This window comes from Micromonospora cabrerizensis, from assembly GCF_022230955.1.
GTDB lineage: Bacteria > Actinomycetota > Actinomycetes > Mycobacteriales > Micromonosporaceae > Micromonospora > Micromonospora cabrerizensis.
On the sequence record NZ_JAKKFI010000044.1, the window covers coordinates 1 to 16,225 of the forward strand.

Annotated in this window: 15 protein-coding genes; 4 read left to right on the top strand and 11 right to left on the bottom strand. The window is 72.5% G+C overall.

The annotated features are described in order from the left end of the window. Positions 1–147: 147 nt before the first annotated feature. The 3 genes from LADH09A_RS04915 to LADH09A_RS04925 form a co-directional block, all read right to left on the bottom strand. Positions 148–333, bottom strand: a complete 186-nt coding sequence (locus LADH09A_RS04915; protein ID WP_238643527.1) for a hypothetical protein — start codon at positions 331–333, stop codon at positions 148–150. 399 nt (positions 334–732) lie between these two features. After that, positions 733–954, bottom strand: a complete 222-nt coding sequence (locus tag LADH09A_RS04920) for a hypothetical protein (protein WP_030335934.1) — start codon at positions 952–954, stop codon at positions 733–735. Positions 955–1,111: 157 nt separating this feature from the next. Beyond that, the gene (locus tag LADH09A_RS04925; protein ID WP_238643528.1) at positions 1,112–2,200 is read right to left on the bottom strand and encodes a hypothetical protein; all 1,089 of its coding nucleotides are present in this window, start codon (positions 2,198–2,200) and stop codon (positions 1,112–1,114) included. Between the two features lie 58 nt (positions 2,201–2,258). On the opposite strand from LADH09A_RS04925, the gene LADH09A_RS04930 reads away from it, so the two are divergent. Then, a complete protein-coding gene (locus LADH09A_RS04930) occupies positions 2,259–3,209 on the top strand; it encodes an MSCRAMM family adhesin SdrC (protein ID WP_238643529.1) in 951 nt (316 codons plus the stop codon). A 15-nt stretch (positions 3,210–3,224) separates the two neighbouring features. Here LADH09A_RS04930 and LADH09A_RS04935 read toward each other — a convergent pair whose 3' ends face one another. Together LADH09A_RS04935 and LADH09A_RS04940 are read right to left on the bottom strand one after the other, a co-directional pair. Then, positions 3,225–5,885, bottom strand: a complete 2,661-nt coding sequence (locus tag LADH09A_RS04935; protein ID WP_238643530.1) for an AAA family ATPase — start codon at positions 5,883–5,885, stop codon at positions 3,225–3,227. Positions 5,886–5,983: 98 nt separating this feature from the next. After that, positions 5,984–7,087 carry an NYN domain-containing protein gene (locus tag LADH09A_RS04940; RefSeq protein WP_238643531.1) on the bottom strand — a complete coding sequence of 368 codons (1,104 nt, stop codon included), beginning with the start codon at positions 7,085–7,087 and terminating at the stop codon, positions 5,984–5,986. A gap of 220 nt (positions 7,088–7,307) precedes the next feature. On the opposite strand from LADH09A_RS04940, the gene LADH09A_RS04945 reads away from it, so the two are divergent. After that, positions 7,308–9,344 carry a glycosyl hydrolase family 28-related protein gene (locus LADH09A_RS04945; protein WP_238643532.1) on the top strand — a complete coding sequence of 679 codons (2,037 nt, stop codon included), beginning with the start codon at positions 7,308–7,310 and terminating at the stop codon, positions 9,342–9,344. Between the two features lie 42 nt (positions 9,345–9,386). Here LADH09A_RS04945 and LADH09A_RS04950 read toward each other — a convergent pair whose 3' ends face one another. From LADH09A_RS04950 to LADH09A_RS04975, 6 genes are all read right to left on the bottom strand, one after another. After that, positions 9,387–10,058, bottom strand: coding sequence for a CG0192-related protein (locus LADH09A_RS04950; RefSeq protein ID WP_238643533.1), 672 nt, complete (start codon positions 10,056–10,058; stop codon positions 9,387–9,389). A 14-nt stretch (positions 10,059–10,072) separates the two neighbouring features. Beyond that, entirely contained in the window at positions 10,073–11,158 is a 1,086-nt protein-coding gene (locus LADH09A_RS04955) for a cellulose binding domain-containing protein (protein WP_238643534.1), read from the bottom strand. Between the two features lie 67 nt (positions 11,159–11,225). Beyond that, entirely contained in the window at positions 11,226–12,275 is a 1,050-nt protein-coding gene (locus tag LADH09A_RS04960) for a nitronate monooxygenase (RefSeq protein WP_238643535.1), read from the bottom strand. Between the two features lie 30 nt (positions 12,276–12,305). After that, positions 12,306–13,418, bottom strand: a complete 1,113-nt coding sequence (locus tag LADH09A_RS04965; protein ID WP_238643536.1) for an NHL repeat-containing protein — start codon at positions 13,416–13,418, stop codon at positions 12,306–12,308. A 206-nt stretch (positions 13,419–13,624) separates the two neighbouring features. Next, positions 13,625–14,734 carry a ricin-type beta-trefoil lectin domain protein gene (locus LADH09A_RS04970; protein WP_238643537.1) on the bottom strand — a complete coding sequence of 370 codons (1,110 nt, stop codon included), beginning with the start codon at positions 14,732–14,734 and terminating at the stop codon, positions 13,625–13,627. A gap of 201 nt (positions 14,735–14,935) precedes the next feature. After that, positions 14,936–15,166: a hypothetical protein gene (locus LADH09A_RS04975; protein ID WP_238643538.1), complete on the bottom strand. Its 231-nt coding sequence runs from the start codon at positions 15,164–15,166 to the stop codon at positions 14,936–14,938. 319 nt (positions 15,167–15,485) lie between these two features. Here LADH09A_RS04975 and LADH09A_RS04980 point away from each other — a divergent pair, with 319 nt between their 5' ends. Together LADH09A_RS04980 and LADH09A_RS04985 are read left to right on the top strand one after the other, a co-directional pair. Further along, on the top strand, positions 15,486–15,716 hold the full coding sequence (locus tag LADH09A_RS04980) for a winged helix-turn-helix domain-containing protein (RefSeq protein WP_238643539.1): 231 nt from the start codon (positions 15,486–15,488) through the stop codon (positions 15,714–15,716). A gap of 173 nt (positions 15,717–15,889) precedes the next feature. Continuing rightward, positions 15,890–16,162: a hypothetical protein gene (locus LADH09A_RS04985; RefSeq protein WP_238643540.1), complete on the top strand. Its 273-nt coding sequence runs from the start codon at positions 15,890–15,892 to the stop codon at positions 16,160–16,162. Positions 16,163–16,225 lie beyond the last annotated feature (63 nt).

The window sequence follows — 16,225 nt, forward strand, 5'->3', positions numbered from 1 at the left end:
GCGGGAGCCGGGCGCGGATGGCCCAGGAGCCGAGCGAGCGAAGCCCGGGTGGCCCAGGAGCCGAGCGAGCGTGGCCCAGGAGCCCAGGAGCCCAGGTGGCCTGGCGGCCGGGTCGCTGGGTCGTCGGGTCGGGCGGGAGGGCACGTGTCAGGTCGACTGACGGTCGTCCGGCTCAGGTGCCTGGTCCTGCTCGGAAGGGGCGTCGTCCGGCACCCGGGCGTCGTCGTCGGTCAACGCGTCGTCCGACGGCTTGCTGTCGTCGCCGAGCCGACGTTCGGCCTCCCGGACCTCCTGATCCAGCCTGGGGTTCTCCTCGTCGGGACCGTGCGACATGACGACCTCCATCGGACGCGACCGGGGACCTCCGAGCACCCACGACCGGGCACCTCCGAGGCACCCACGACCGGGGACCTCCGAGCACCCACGACCGGGCACCTCCGACTACCCGGCCTGACGGCGGGGACACCGGTACACGGTGCGCCGCCGCGCACCAAGAGGATCAGCTGTCGTCGGCGACCCGGGAACCCACGGCCCTGAAAACAGGCGGCTGCCTCGATCGCGAAGGTCGCATCGGGACCGGGTACCGAGCGGTTGGCTGGGTACCGAGCGGTCGGCTGGGTACCGAGCGGTCGGCTGGGTACCGAGCGGTCGGCTGGGTACCGAGCGCCGGGCCGGCCGGCGAGCGCGCCGGGCTGGAGCCCAGGAGCGTTGCCGGCCCGGCCCGGAGCCGGATCAGCGCTGCTTTAGCTCGCGCCAGGAAGGGTGGGTGCCGCGCCAGGCGTCGGCGAGGATGGCCGCCGAGGCCCGGCTGGGGCACTGCTGCACCCGCTCACGACCCGACGCCCCACCGATCTGGGCGCGGACCTCCCAACCCTGCCCGTCAGTACGGATATACACGTCCCGGCGCCCGCGCGGGGTCGTGTCTCCGTTCCACCAGTGCTCCTCGACCTTCATTCGCCGACCGTATAGCAATTTTTGCGTCGAGGGTACGGCGCAGGCGGGTGGATACCAGGGCGATAGCCATAATTCAGGCGTACTTCGACCGATCCGGTGACGGGGAGGAACCGCGATGGCGGATCCTCCCCGTCCTGAGTGGCGGATCAGGCTGTTATCAGATATCGCTGAACGCACCGGCCAGGGCATTGGCCAAGGCGTCCTGCCCCGAGGGGCTGGGGTGCGGCGAACCACCCTCCTGAGTGATCTGGATGTCACTGGGAGTGAAGGGTGGCGGCGTTGCCACCCGGACAGCCGGGTCGAACGGGACGCCGAGCTGGATAGCCCAGTTGAGATCGTTGATCACACCCCGCACGGTGCCCACCCAGAGCGGATCGATCAGCGGTTGCAGTGTCGACACCGGCGCCTCCGGCAGGTACGAGTGCACCCCGGTCGGCAGGAACGACTTCAGCTTGGCCCAGGCGTACAGGCCGACGTCGACGTTCGCCGGGGTGATGTCGTAGTACAGCATCCACACCACCTTGTCGGCGCCGGCGCCCAACAGCGAGTTGACGATCCTGGTGGCGTCGCCGGTGATGCCCGCGTACTGGGCCGGGCCGTTGTAGCGCGGCACACCGATGTTGACGTAGTAGTCCTCGCCGACCGGCAGGTCGAGCCAGAAGTTGCAGCCGCCACCATTGGTGACGATGCCGGCCTTGCCGCCCACGGCCGCCCACTCGAAGCGGAACACGCCGTACGGGTCCAGTGTCTCCGCCGCGAACTCGAGACCGCGGCACATGGCCAGCCGGGTCAGCACGGTGGTCCAGTTGGTGTTGTTCACGCCGCCGGTGGTGGCGTGGTACGCGTTGTGCCCGTCCGCCTTGGCCTTCGCGATCCGGGCGGTGGCGAGGCCGAGCGGGCTGGCCACCCGACCCCAGGCGTTGCCGCAGGCGTCGGGGCCGGCACGACCGGCGATGATGTCGCCGGTGCCGTACCCGGTGCGCGCGTAGTTGTCGTAGTCGACGACGCTGCCGTCCATGTCGAAGTAGCGCCGGCCGTAGCTGTAGACGCCGTTGTTGCCGGGCATACCTCGACCGTCGGACGAGGTCATCTGGCAGCCGGGGCCCACACCGAAGCCGAACTGGTGGTGCGACGAGCTGATCGAGTCCCCGGTGAGGGTCAGGACCGTGTCGTCCGAGACCGTCTGCACCTCACGGCAGCGGATCCGGTCCTTGTTCGCGTCCACCAGCGTCGGGTTGCCGCTCACGTTCGGGCATCCGGTCGGCGGCGGGGGTGGTGGTGGAGGCGGTCCACCGGTGGGTCCGGTGGGCGGGTCGGTCGGCGGCGGGTCGGTGGGCGACGCCGATTCGCTGGGCGACGCCGAGTCGGACGGGGAGGCGCTGCCGGACGGCGAGGTGCTCTCCGACGGCGAGGCCGTCCCGGACGGCGACGCGCTGTCCGACGGCGACGCACTGTCCGACGGCGACGCACTGTCCGACGGAGAGGCGCTGTCCGACGGCGAAGCACTGTCCGACGGCGACGCACTGTCCGACGGGGACGCACTGTCCGAGGGAGACGCACTGTCCGAGGGAGACGCACTGTCCGAGGGAGAGGCAGTGTCCGACGGTGAGGCGGTCCCGGACGGTGACGTCGTACCCGAGGGAGAGCTGCTGCCCGACGGCGAGGCACTGCCGGACGGGCAGGGCGTGCCGGTCGGTGACGCCGTGGAGGTGGGCGACCCGGTGGGCGACGCCGTCGACGTGGGTGCCGTCGCGCTCGCGTCGGGCGCCCCCTGCGCGACCGCCTCCGCCGACATCGGCGGCCGGGTCTCCCGGGTCGGCGAGGTCGAGGCCGACGGCGACTCCGTGGGGTCGGGGCAGCCGGTGGCTGCGGCGGCATTGTGGGTACGGATCTGCGTGAGCCGTGCCTCGACCTCGGCCGGGAGTTTCCCGCCCGGCTTGACGCACGGGTCGAGCAGCCAGGTCGTGCCCTCCAGCTCGCGGGTGCACGGTGGGGCGTCGTACGACACCGGCTCCGGCTTGGCGACCACGGGGGTGGACGGGGCACCGCCGGCGGTCGGAGCGACCAGCGTGGTGGCCAGGGCCACCACCACCGCCACCCCGATGGCGAAGAAAGCATTGTGGACGTGGACTGACCTGGTGGGTCGCGGTCCTGGCGGCCCGCTCGTATCCAGTTGGCTCATGCCGTCCTCCAGGGGACTGAAAGGCACCGGTAGGTGTTACCGCACGGTAGGCAGGCGTGCGGTAACCCGGTAGATCAGTCGTCCTTACCTACTGTGGAGAGCGGATCGCACCCGGTGACCTGTACCCCGCGCCCGGTTGGTCGTGGCCGAGCACCACCGCCAGCTCGTGACGATTGCGGACGCCGAGCTTGGTGAAGACCCGGGCCAGGTTGTTGTTGACGGTGTTGACCGAGAGCCCCAGGCGGTCGGCGATGCTGCGGCTCGGCAGGGCCACCGCGAGCAGGGCGACGTCGCGCTCCCGGCGGGTCAGCGTCGCCTGCTCGGCACCCGGAGCAGTCGCGGCGAGCAGTGGCGTCCGGACGGGCCGACATTTTTGGGCCAACGTCGCGGCCCGCTGCGCCACCGCCACCCGGGGCCGGCCGTGTCGGGCGTACGCGCGGGCGGCGGCGCCGAGCACCTCCGCCGCGAGCAGGGTGTGCCCACGGGCGACGAGGTCGTCCGCCGCCGTCTCCAGCGTTTCCCCGTCCTCGCGGAGGAGGCCGTCGGCCGCGCTGGCGAGCGTGGACGCCAACCCGCCGAGGTGTCCGGCGAGGTCGACCAGCCGGTCCCGTACCGGCTCCGGCGCGCCCAGCCGAGCGCACTCGTAGAGCGCGACCGCCTCGATGGTGGGCTGCTCGCTGCCCCGGGCCAGGTCGGCGGCGTTGCGGGCGGTACGGATCGCGGCGGTGAGGTCGCCCTCGGCCGCCTCCACCCAGGCGCGGTTCAGCTCGACCCACGGGTGGAAGATCCGGTTGGCGGCGCGCTCCCGGGCGTCGGCGGCGGCCAGCCACCGGCGGGCGCCGGGCACGTCACCGGCCAGGGCTCGGACGCCGGCCAGCTCGGCCCAGTAGGTGCGCACCAGGTGGTACTGGTCGTTCTCCTCCACCAGTGCGATGGCTTCCCGCAGGTCGGCCTCGGCGGCGGCGAGGCGACCCTGGGTCTTGCCGATGATGCCCCGGAACCCCGCCCACACGGCGACCATCCCCCGCGCGTCGCTGGCGACCGCGTCGCGGTAGCCCTGATCGGCCAGCTCGGCTGCCCCGGTCAGCTCCCCGGCGGCATAGCGGGCGTAGCAGAGCCCCAACCCGACCTGGGCCTCGTTCCACGGCAGCCGCTCCGGCTCGGCGGCGAGCACCGCGCGGCCCCGCTCGGCCAGCTCCGCCGCGAGCCCGAGTCGGCCGAGCATCCCGGCCGCCGAGGCAGCGCCCATGGTCGCCCAACTGGCGGCGCGTACGCCGATGTCGGGTCGGGTCAGCACGGCCTGGCCGACGTCCAGCGCCGCCTCGCATCGTCCGTCGTAGAACAGCACCCACGACCGGGTGGCCTCGGTCAGGTCGTGGCCCGGCGAGCCGGCCGGCACCATCGCCAACGTCTCGTGTGCCTCGTCGATCCGGTCCAGGCCCCAGTAGAGCAGCCCGGCGCGGGTGATCGCCCAGATGGCGAGCCGCTTGCTGCCGGGCGGCGGGGCCGGCGGCAGCATGTCGAACGCCTCCTGGCTGCGCGCCTGGTACTGCAACACCCGGGCCAGCAGCCATTGTGCCTCCCAGCCCTGCTCCGCGTCGTAGGCGGTGCGGGCCAACCGCTCGGCCAGGTCGATGTCGAACCGGTCGATGGCCTGGCGGGCGGCGGCCAGCGCGATGCCCGGGTGGCGGACGCTGCCGGAGCGTAGCTGCCACACCCCGGCGACCAGCGCGTCGTCGCGGCGGCGCAGCGGCATACTGGCGAGCACGTCGGCGAGCTGCCCGAAGACCGTCCGCGAGCGGCTGGCCGGCATACTGGCCCGCAGCGCCTCGCCGTAGAGCGGGTGGGCCATCCGCAGGGCCGTACGGGCGCCGGAGCGTTCCGCGACCGCCATGCCGCTGCGTTCGGCTGCCTCGATGGCGGCGGAGTCGGTGAACCGTTCCAGCAGGGTCAGGGAGAGCGGTTCGCCGCAGGCGACCACCTCCAGCACCTGGCGGGCGGCTGGCTCCAGGGCGCGCAGCCGGGCGCTGACCAGCTCGGCCAACCGGGGGCTGCCCGAGGCGGTGCCACGCCACCGCCAGACCCCGCGCGACTCGACCAGCCCTCCGGTGTCCATCGCGTCGGCCAGCAGCTCCCGCAGCAGCAGGGGGTTGCCGTCGGCGAGGCGCGTGAGCCGGCGACGGCTGATCGCGTCGAGCGGACCGGGTGCGGCCTCGTCGAGCAGGTGGTCCACCGCGGTCGCCGGCAGCGGGCGTACGTCCAGTCGGCGGCCGGAACCGGCCCACAGTGAGGTGAGCGCGTCGGAGAGCGGCTCACCGGAGCGGACGGTCGCCACCGCGGTCGCCAGGCCGTGCACGGCGAGCTGGTGCAGCAGCCCCGCCGAGGGCTCGTCCAGCAGGTGCGCGTCGTCGATGCCGATCAGCACCGGACGACCGCCGCCGCGCCGGGCGAAGTCGCGCTCGACGCTGACGACCAGCCCCACCGGGTCGGCGCGGGGTCGGGTCGGCGCGGGAATCAGGTGGGAGACGGCCCCGAACGGGATGGACCGGGCGGCCCCGGTCGCGGAGACCCAGTGACACTCCACGCCGTCCCCGGCGGCCCGTGTCATCGCCTCGCGCAGCAGTCGAGTCTTGCCCACCCCGGCGTCGCCGACGAGGACCAGGCCGGGCAGTTGCGCCGACACGACGTCCTCGATGGACTTCAACTCGTCGTCGCGGCCCACGAGTGGCCACTCGCCACGTGCCGGCATACCGACGCTCACCTCGCCCTCGGGGCAGCCCTGCCACCCACCCTATGGGCTTCTCCGGCACCTCCGCTCGATGGCGGTCGATGACCGGTGCGGGCCACTCACCCCTGTGCGGTGAGCAGGTAGTCGTCGGCTTCCGGGCTCCAGCGCAGGTCGACCACTCCCTCGGTGGCGGCGGCCTTGCAGAACTGGAGGAAGCTGCGGTAGCCGAGCTTCTTCTCGCTGAAGTCGGGGCGGGCCCGGCGAAGCTGGTTCTTCAAGCCGGACAGCGCCACCGGGTTTCCGCTGCTGCCCAGCTCGGCCACCACACCGCGGAGCAGCCCGAAGGCCACCTCCCGGTCGCCGTGCTCGGGCAGCGAGACCTCCGGGTCACCCTTGGCGGGGCCCTCGGCCAGCTCGATCACGGTCTGCTCGGCGAGGTGCCGCAGCAGTTCCCCGAAGGTGCGGAAGCCGTAGTCGGACTCACTGAACGTCGGGTCCTTGCGCAGCAGGGTGCGCTTGAGCCGGGAGGCGGTGACCTCACCGTTGGCGCTGCCCTGTAGCCCGGCCACGGTCTGGGCGACCAGCACGGCGAGTGCGTCGACGTCCCGGCCGGGCTCCTCCCCGGCGGGCCGACGGTCCACCTCGGGCTCGCGCTCTCGCTCCCGCTCGAGCTCCTGCTCCGGCGGGCGTTGGTCCGTGCCGGCCGGCCGGCTGGAACGGCCCCGCCGGCTGCGGGTCGGTGGGATGTCCACGCCCTCCAGCCGGTCGTAGTAGAGGAACTCGTCGCAGGCCGGCGGGAGCAACGCCGACGTGGACCCCTCGACCCCGACACCGATGACCCGCTTGTTCAGCTCGCGGAGCTTGTGCACGAGAGGGGTGAAGTCGCTGTCGCCGCTACAGATCACGAAGGTGGAGATGTAGTCGCGTTCGAAGGCCAGCTCGATCGCGTCGACGGCCATCTTGATGTCCGCGGCGTTCTTACGGGACGCGCCCATCCGTTGCGGGATCTCGATCAGCTCGACGTGCGACCGGGTGAGCATCCGGCGGTCCTCGTCGAAGTACGACCAGTCGGCGTACGCCCGGCGGACCACCACGCGACCTCGTTCGGCCAGCGCGTCCGCGATGGGCCGGAAGTCGAAATCCGCGCCGCCACGGTGGTCGCGTGCGCCCAGCGCGAGGTTTTCGTAGTCGAGGAAAAGGGCGATCCGGTCTTCTTGATCCACGGGGGTCAGCCTACGCCCGGCCGTGAGCTGGGCGGGGCAGGCAACGCGGGACATCTCAACTCGACAACCGTCCATTTCTTGCGGCCCTATAGCCCGTTATTTTCATTGTTCGATAGGCGTCTTGCAGTGCGATGTCTGGTGCTGCATCATGACGATCAATGTCGGGCGTCGGGGGAACGCCGGGCGGACCTCCACCACCACCCACTCAGGAGGGTCACCGATGTTTCGCAGCCTCATGCCGGCGCGGGGACGCCCCGGCAGGCCCAGCGGCACCGCTGTCGCGCTCGCGGCCGGCCTCGCCGTGCTGGTCGCCGGGCCCACCGTCGCCGCCGCCAGTCCATCCACGTCCGGCGGCGCCCAGCCGGTCGTCACCCGGGCCGCCCTCGACCCGGCATTGGTCGCCGGGCGCGGCGCGGACGTCGACTTCGTCGAGCAGGAGGCGGAGAACGCCCGCACCACCGGCGAGATCATCGGGCCCGACCGCTCCGCCTACACGCTGCCCGCGGAGGCCTCCGGCCGCCGGGCGGTCCGGCTCACCCCCGGCGAGTACGTGGAGTTCGTCCTGCCCAGCGCGGCCAACGGGATCACCGTGCGGTACAGCATCCCGGACGCGCCACAGGGCGGCGGGATCACCGCGCCGCTGCGGGTCGGGGTCAACGGCAAGCACGTGCGCACCATGACGCTCACGTCGCAGTACTCGTGGCTCTACAACCAGTACCCGTTCTCCAACGACCCCCAGGCCGGGCTGCTGCACCCGGACTGGTGGATCACCGAGTGCCAGTGCGTGCCGTCGGCCACCACGCCGGCCCCGGTCATCAGCACGCCGTTCCGGCCCACCCACTTCTACGACGAGCAGCGGCTGCTGCTCGGGCGCACCTACCGGGCCGGCGACAAGATCCGGCTCACCGCGCCGCCCGGCAGTGCCGCCGCCTGGACCGTCATCGACCTGCTCGACTCCGAGCTGGTCGCGCCACCGCACGTCCGGCTGCTCGCGGCGAACGTGCTGGCCTTCGGGGCCGACCCCACCGGCCGGCGGGACTCCGCCGACGCACTGGACCGGGCCATCGCCTTCGCCAAGCGCACCCACCTCAAGGTCTACATCCCGCCGGGCACCTACCAGGTCAACCGGCACATCATCGTCGACGACGTGACCATCGAGGGCGCCGGTAACTGGCACACCATCATCAAGGGCCGTGAGGTCGCCCTGCCGACGCCCGCGCCGGACGGCTCGGTGCACACCGGCGTCGGTTTCTACGGCCGCGAGGCCGCCGACGGCGGCAGCCGCAACGTCCACCTCTCCGGTTTCGCCATCGAGGGAGACGTCCGGGAACGCATCGACACCGACCAGGTCAACGCCATCGGTGGCGCGATGAGCGACTCGACCATCGACGGGCTCTACCTGCACCACACCAAGGTGGGCGTGTGGTTCGACGGGCCGGCGCGCAACGTCCGGGTCACCAACAACATCATCGTCGACCAGATCGCCGACGCGCTCAACTTCCACACCGGTGTGACCGACTCCGTCGCGGCCCACAACTTCGTCCGCAACACCGGCGACGACGGCCTGGCGATGTGGTCGGAGAAGACGGCGAACGCACGCAACACGTTCGACCACAACACCGTGCAGTCACCGACGCTGGCCAACGGCATCGCCATCTACGGCGGTACGGACACCACCGTCTCGCACAACCTCGTCGCCGACCCGGTGCGTGAGGGCAGCGGCCTCCACGTCGGTGCCCGTTTCGGCGCGGAGCCGTTCACCGGGCACCTGAGGTTCACCAACAACACCACCGCTCGCGCCGGCACGTACGAGCTGAACTGGAACATCGGGCTGGGCGCGATCTGGATCTTCGCCCTGGACCGGAGCATCGACGCGGACATCCAGGTGACCGGCGACGCCTACCTCGACAACACGTACAACGCGATCATGCTGGTCAGCGACTGGCCGGTGAAGGACCTCTACTCGATCACCAACGTGCAATTCCGGGACGTCCGGGTCGACGGCACCGGCACCTCGGTGGTCAGCGCCCGTGCGGCCGGGTCCGCCTCGTTCGCCAACGTGGACGCGCGCAACGTGGGCGCGGTCGGCGTCAACAACTGCGGTTCGTTCCACTTCACCCCGGCCGGTTCGGAGTTCACCCTGACCGACCTCGGCGGCAACGACGGCGGTTGGCTCGCCCCGTGGCTGCTGCCCAACACCATCACCTGCGACGACCGGCCACCCGTGTCGCCGCCCCCGCCTCCGGCGCAGTGGTGAACGCGGTGGGCGGTCCGACTCGTCGGGCCGCCCACCGCACGTTCAGCGCGTCCGGGCGTACGCCAGCGGCACGGTTGTCGGCTGACCGTCCCAGCTACCGAGCAGAGTGGGCCCGGTGGCGTCGCCGGGGCCCGGCCGACGGACGACGACCAGGTCGGCGGAGTCGGTGACGATGGTGGTGTCGTCCTCGTCGACCACCCGACGCACGGCGCCGACCGGTGCCACGTCGGCGTCCCCGGTGCCGCTGACGGCGATCGTCACGGTCGGCTCGCGCAGCTCACGCCGACCGTCCACCTCGAAGTACTGCTCGGCCTGACCGCCACCGGCGAGGATCGCGTGGGCGAGCGCGGCGACGTAGACCGGGTCCGCGCAACCGTCGTACACCCAGCGCGTGCCGAGCACCGAGTGCTCGGTGGTGCCGACCAGCCAGTCGTCGGCCCCGTCGAGAGGCGCGGCGCGGTAGGTGAGCGGAACCTGGTGGACCGGCCCGTCGGCGGTGCTGACCAACATCGTCTCGATGCCGACCTCGTCGGCCGGGTCGTCGAAGCGGTACGCGCCCCGACTCACCAGATCGGCGGCGGTCAGGCCGCCGGTGACGCCGGCCAGTTCGCCAGCGACGTCGGTCGGCCCGAGGAACCAGGGTTGGCTGGGCAGCCAGGCCGCCAGGAGGTCGAGCTTCGTGGGGCGCAGCGTGGCCCGGTGCAGCAGTGCCATGACCGCAGCCTAGGTCAGAGGCCGGCGCAGGGTTTGCCGTCCACCGTGCAGGTCTCCGGTTCGCGGGCCTTCGGCCGGTTGTCGCGTACGTCGAAACGGAATGTCTGCGACCCGCCGGCGGGCACGGGCGCGCCGGTGAAGGTGACCGCCCGCCCGTCCTGTCGCCAGTCCGCGCCGTCGGCGTCGTCGACGGTGCTGCCGTCGGGGAGGTTGACCACCACGACCCAGCCCTCCACGGCGGTGGCGGCAGGGTTGCCGAGGACCACTTCCCCGGTGTAGCCGAACAGCCGACTGGAGTCGGTGTCGTAGCTGGCGGTCAGCGGCGGCGGGGGCGGCGGGGCGGACGCGAGGGACGGCGACGGCTTCGCCGACGGGCTCCGGCTCGGGCGGGCGGTCGGCGACGCGGACGTTCGGGAGGGGCGTACCGAGGCGGTCGGCTGCGGAGTGACGGCGACCGCGACGGGCGTCGCGGACGGCGACGGCGACGGGGCCGAGGGCGGCGCGGCGCGCTGCTCCGATCCGGCGGGAAGTGCCACCCACGCCGCCACCCCTCCGACGGCCACCACCGCGATCAGCGCGGCGGCCACCTGCCGGCGACGCCGACGGGCACGGGCGGGCCCGCCCGGGGCGCCGACCAGCGGCAGTTCTGCCGTCATCCCGCCGTCGACGCGCCGCAGATCGACCTGTCGGAAGGCGAGCCAGTCGAGGATCGCCGGCAGCCGTACGGTCAGCGCCTGCCGAAGTTGCTGCTCGCGTGGTTCGTGCTGCTCGGCGGACCACGCGCCGTGCGTGGTGACCTCCCGCATCTCCAGCCGACAGCCCTGCTTGGTGGCCGTGACCGCACAGGTCAGCTCGCTGAGCCGGCCGGCCTCGTCGCAGGCCAGCACGAGAAGTTCGGGCTCCCGCCGCTCGGTCACCTCGACCTCGACGTTGGCCTGGAAGCCGGGCAAGCCGGCGGTGTGCAGCAGCAGCCGGTCCGGTACGCCCTCCACCGTCTCGGCCTCGGCGAACCACCGGCCGAGCAGCTGTCGGTCGGTCAGTGCGAGCCAGACCCGGTCGGGTGGGTGGGACAGGTCGACCTGCGCACCGATCTCGATCACGGCGAGACTCTAACGGGTTTCCGGCCCACCCTGCCCCGCCCGCCCGGGCCGGTTGCCGGCGCCCTGGTCATCCCCAGCGGGTCGACCGCTCGACCGCTGCGGCGAGCGCCGCCCGCGCCCCCGCCCCCACCTCGGTGACCACCTCGGCCGCCGGCAGGTCCCGGGCCAGCGGGTGCGCCTGCCCGGCCCACAGGTTGGCGACCGACGCGTCCCCGTCACGACGGGCGGCGGCGAGCAGCGGACGTGTCAGGTGCAGCACCTGGGGGTAGCCGGTCGGCGCCGCCGCGTCGTGCTGGCGAAGGAAGTCGTTGGCCAGGCCACGGGCCCGCTTGCCGGTGAACGACCGGGTCAACGCGGTCGGCGCGGCACTGGCCACTGCCGCCCGGTGCATCGGTGAGCTGCCCGCCTCCGGGCACCGCAGGAACGCCGTGCCGAGCTGCGCGGCGGCGGCACCGGCAGCCAGCACGGCGGCCACCGCGGGGCCGTCGACGATGCCGCCCGCCGCCACCAGCGGCAGGTCGCAACCGGCGGCGACCAGCCGGAGCAACGGCAGCAGCGCGTAGTCGTCGTCGTCCGGCAGGCCACCACGATGCCCACCGGCCTCGGTGCCCTGCACCACCACCGCGTCCACGCCCAGGTCCGCGGCGGCGGTCGCGGCGGCCGGGCGGGTGACCGTGGCCCACACCTCGGTGCCCCGCTCGCGCAGGGCGGCCACCGCCACCCGGTCGGGCAGCCCGAACACGAAGGACACCACCGGGACCGGGTCCGCGAGGAGCGCGGCCAGCTTTTCTGGGTACGCGTCGTCGCCGCCCACCGGTGCGCCCAGGCTCACCCCGCGCTCGGTGGCCTGTGGGGCGAGCCGTCGCGCGTACGCCTGGATGGCGGCCTCGTCGACGCCGCCGGGATCGGGCAGGAAGAGGTTGACGCCGAACGGCCGGTCGGTGCGGGCACGGACCTCGGCGACGTCGGCGACCAGCCGGCCGGTGTCGATCATCCCGGCGGCCAGGAAGCCCAGCCCACCGGCCGCGGAGACGGCTGCCGCGAGCGCCGGCGTGGACGGGCCGCCCGCCATCGGGGCGGCGACGATCGGGTGACGCAACGTGGACAGCACGGACATGGGCCCATCCTGCCGCACCGGCCCGCCCCCTCACCGACGCGCGGTGTACCTCCACCGCAGCACACCGGCCACGGCCAGCAGCGCCAGCAGGGTCCCGCCGCCGACCATCAGCGGCCAGGTCCGACCCCCGAGGCCGACGGTGTCCTCGGCGATCGGACGGACAGCGGTGGGCAACACCGGGGCGACGGATGCCGTCGGGTGTGCGGCGGTCACCGGCCCGTCGGGGGCCGGGTACCGCAGGATCGTCGGGCGGGTCCCCGGCGGCTGGTCGGCGGATTCGGAGACGGTGAGCAACGACCCGCCGTCGCGGCTGTAGGTGATCGACTCGCCCTGGGGTTCGTCCGGCAACGGGGTGATCCGCGGGGTGCCGGAGGTCAATGCCTTGACCACGTCGCCGTCGGGCACGTCGTACTCGAAGGCGTCGGCGTAGCTGCGCAGCACGACCCGACGCCCGTCCGGCGCGTTCGCCGCGCCGGTGACCACACCCCGCCCGACGAACGAGAACGGGTTGCTGGTGTCGGTCGTCGGAAGCGAGACCTGGCCGGCCGGGGCCAGCGGCGTCGTCGCGCCCGGCCGCAGCGCGGTGCTCGGCGCGTACAGGAAGACTGTGCCGCTGCCACCCTTGGTGACGATCAGGGGCTGGCCGTCCGCGTCGAGCAGCAACGCCTCGGCGTCGTGCGGGCGGTCCGGGTACGCCATCCGGTGCAGCACCGGCTTGTCCTTCCCGGGCGCGAGACGCCACACCGCGACCGTCGTGCGGGAGCGGTCGTTGTCGCCGATGTCGGCGACCCAGACGGTGCCGTCCCGGCCGACGGCCAGGTCCTCGGTGTCGCGAGGCTGGGTCGGGTAGGACACCGTCCGGACCACCGCGCAGCGCTGGTCGAGGAAGAAGATCCGGCGGCGGGCCTCGTCGTCGGCCCCGTCGTTGACCACCACGTACCCGTCGTCGGTGGCGACCATCCCGGAGATCTCCTTGAGCCGGTCGTCGCGTATCTCGCACACGGGCGCACCGGCGGCCGCCGCCGCGCCCGCCGTACCTGGCGTGAGCAGCACGGCAGGTGTCACCACGCCGGTGAGCAGGGCCGCCAGCACCGCCCCGACACGGGCACGTCGCCCCCACCTCAACCGCCCGCGTACCCGCATCGCCCACCCTCCTCGTCGCGGCCGTGACCCGGCCACCCGCCCATCCTGGCCGATCCCGGCCACCCACGGCGGTCATCCGGGGGGTAGGCGTCTGTCGAGGCAACCACCTGGGGGTCGCGCCGCAGCGCGCGGCACCGGCCGTGGCGGGTCCGGGGCCGCCCAGGGCCGGTCCCACCGGGGTACGGCGTGGACCGGCCGGGCGTCCGCTACCGGGTGGACCAGCGCTGCGCGCCGGTGCCGTTGCACGTCCAGAGCTGGGTGGTCGTGCCGTTGGCCGTGCCGGCGGAGGTCAGGCTCACGCACTTGCCGGCGGAGGTGAGCACGATCGTCCCGTCGGTGCGGAAGGTGAAGCGCTGCGCGGCGGTGCCGTTGCACGTCCAGATCTGCACCTTGGTGCCGTCGGCGCTGGCCCCCGCGTTCACGTCCAGGCACCGGTCGCCGTAGACCCGCAGTTCCCCGGCGGCGGTCCGGGTCCAGCGCTGGTTGGTGCCGCCGTGGCAGTCCCAGATGATCGTGGAGGCACCAGCGGTGGTGCTGGCGCCGGAGACGTCCAGGCAACGCCCGGAGGTCGGATTGACCAGGCCGACGGGGGCGCCCACCGGCGGCCCGCCCGCCGGAACCAGGCTGTCGGGCACCGAGCGCAGCGCGTCGTACCAGCGGGCGGCCATCTTGTCGTACCCGCCGGCATTGGGGTGGACGCCGTCCGCGAGGTCGGCGGTGGTGAGCGCGGCATGCATGTCGACCAGGTGCACCTTGCTGCCCTTCTGCGCCACGATGCCGGGGATCGCCGCGTTGTACGCCCGTACCCGGGCCTCCAGGTTCGGGTCGGACTCCGGGGTGATGGTGGCGACGAAGATGTCCGCGCCCGGAGCCGTCGACCTGATCTTGTCGATGAGACCGGAGAGTCGGGCCGGAGCGTTGGCCAGGTTGTAGTTCTGGTTCACGTCGTTCGTGCCGATGTGCAGCAGCACGGTACGCGGGTCGGTGGCCCGCAACCAGGTGACGATGTTGGCGTCGAGCTGGTCGATGCGCCAGCCCGAGTGACCCTCGTGGTCGTGGTCACCGAGGCTGGCCGGCCCGTTGAACCCCGAGCCCACGAAGTCGACCGTGTAACCGCCCGCGGCCAGTCGCTGCCACAGGTTGATCCGGTACCCGCCGGGCACGTTGAACCCGTCGGTGATCGAGTCACCGAGCGGCATCACGCGTACGCCGCCGTTCGACTCCGCCTGGGCGGGTGCGACCTGGGCCAGTGCCAGCACGGCACCGAGGACGAGCCCGAAGCCGCCGGCGGCGGCCCGTCGTGCGTTCCATCGCATGGGTGTTCCCTCTCCTCGCAGGTGGTCCGGGATCTCGGTGTGGTGCCGTCCGCCGAAAACAGCAACCACGTCCCGACACATCCATTGATGCTTGACGATTGACGAGGTGCCCCGGACCGGCAACGGCACGGGTACGAGCCGAACGCCGCGCTGGCTGCGCCGAACGGTCCCGAAGACCACCCGCCGTGCAGACGGAGGCTTCTACTGCCCATGCCGCCGGTTGCCGGCGACGCGGTACACCTCCAACCGGTCCCGAGCCCAGGACAGCGCCTGACATCCCTGCGGTCGGCACCGCTCGCACGATCCGCGTGCGTCGTGCTGCGCGACGGTCTGCTGGGCCAGCATCGGCACCCACACCGACCGGGGCAGCTCCTGCTCGATCACCGGCGATACGCCCTGAGCGTGTCCCGTGCCCAGCTCAGCATCTCGCACCTGCCGTCCTGACACTGCCCGCAACGGCCGACGATCCGATGCTCGCCCGGTGGCTCGTCATGCTGGGTGATCACTCGCTGAGCAGTCCAGATGACCAGTGCCGGCGTTACGGGTCCATCGTCCATGGCCACGGCTGCACCTCCGTAGGGGCAGGTTCGGCCACCGATCCCTGATCAGGTGACCGAACCGCTATCCGTGCACCCCGCCAGTTGCCGACCGACAGGAGCGCTACCAGAAACCTGCCATGGCTACCCATTGCTAGTCAAGCACTCTCCATGGGTGATTGAGTGGACGGTGCCGACCGATAGGGGAACCACCAGTGCCGCCGCAGTACGCCTACCAGCGCGTTGCCGATGACCTAACAAAGCGGATCAAGGCAGGAGAGTTTCCGCCCGGCTCACGCTTGCCGAGTCGGGCGCAGCTGTGCGAGCAGTACGAAGTTTCGAGCTTCGTCGCCGACCGCGTGTTCCTCATCCTGAAAATGCAAGGGCTCACGGAGTCACTGCCCGGCTCCGGCGTCTACGTCAAGGACAGCAGCCCGGACCAGTGAAGGTTAGGGGCGTTCGACAGGCGCTCCCTGCATCCTGAACGGCCACCTCGCAGTGGCCGTTTCCGTGCGCCAGCATTCCCCTCGGCGCGATACGGCCGCCAGGCGTGCGTTCATCCGCAACGGGTAGGCAGCGGCCCGGCGGCATGTCGACACCCGCTGGTCAGGAGGCTCCGATGAGCACGTACCCCGATGATCAGGGCGAGACGTTTCCTCCCCCGGAGGCCGATGCCCAAGAGCAGCGGCAGAACGCCGTCGACTACGGGCCGCCGGACCGGGTGTCGGGTGACCTCGACCCGGAGGCGTCCGAGGCGGACCTGGCCGAGCAGGGTGCCTTCCCGGCGGGCACGCTGGAGGAGGTGACGTCGCTGCCGGCCGACGCCAACCCGGCCGACGCCCTCGAACAGCGCCAGGAGATCCCCACCCGCGACGAGGGCCGTCGGACCTGACCGCGTACACCGCCGGCCCGCCGCCCACGTCGGGGCGGAGGGTCGCCAACGTGTGTTATGCCT

Excerpts from the sequence above, each read along its gene's own strand:
- LADH09A_RS04915 (WP_238643527.1), bottom strand. The coding sequence starts at position 333 with ATGTCGCACGGTCCCGACGAGGAGAACCCCAGGCTGGATCAGGAGGTC.
- LADH09A_RS04920 (WP_030335934.1), bottom strand. The coding sequence starts at position 954 with ATGAAGGTCGAGGAGCACTGGTGGAACGGAGACACGACCCCGCGCGGG.
- LADH09A_RS04935 (WP_238643530.1), bottom strand. The coding sequence starts at position 5,885 with ATGCCGGCACGTGGCGAGTGGCCACTCGTGGGCCGCGACGACGAGTTG.
- LADH09A_RS04945 (WP_238643532.1), top strand. The coding sequence starts at position 7,308 with ATGTTTCGCAGCCTCATGCCGGCGCGGGGACGCCCCGGCAGGCCCAGC.
- LADH09A_RS04950 (WP_238643533.1), bottom strand. The coding sequence starts at position 10,058 with ATGGCACTGCTGCACCGGGCCACGCTGCGCCCCACGAAGCTCGACCTC.
- LADH09A_RS04960 (WP_238643535.1), bottom strand. The coding sequence starts at position 12,275 with ATGTCCGTGCTGTCCACGTTGCGTCACCCGATCGTCGCCGCCCCGATG.
- LADH09A_RS04965 (WP_238643536.1), bottom strand. The coding sequence starts at position 13,418 with ATGCGGGTACGCGGGCGGTTGAGGTGGGGGCGACGTGCCCGTGTCGGG.
- LADH09A_RS04970 (WP_238643537.1), bottom strand. The coding sequence starts at position 14,734 with ATGCGATGGAACGCACGACGGGCCGCCGCCGGCGGCTTCGGGCTCGTC.
- LADH09A_RS04985 (WP_238643540.1), top strand. The coding sequence starts at position 15,890 with ATGAGCACGTACCCCGATGATCAGGGCGAGACGTTTCCTCCCCCGGAG.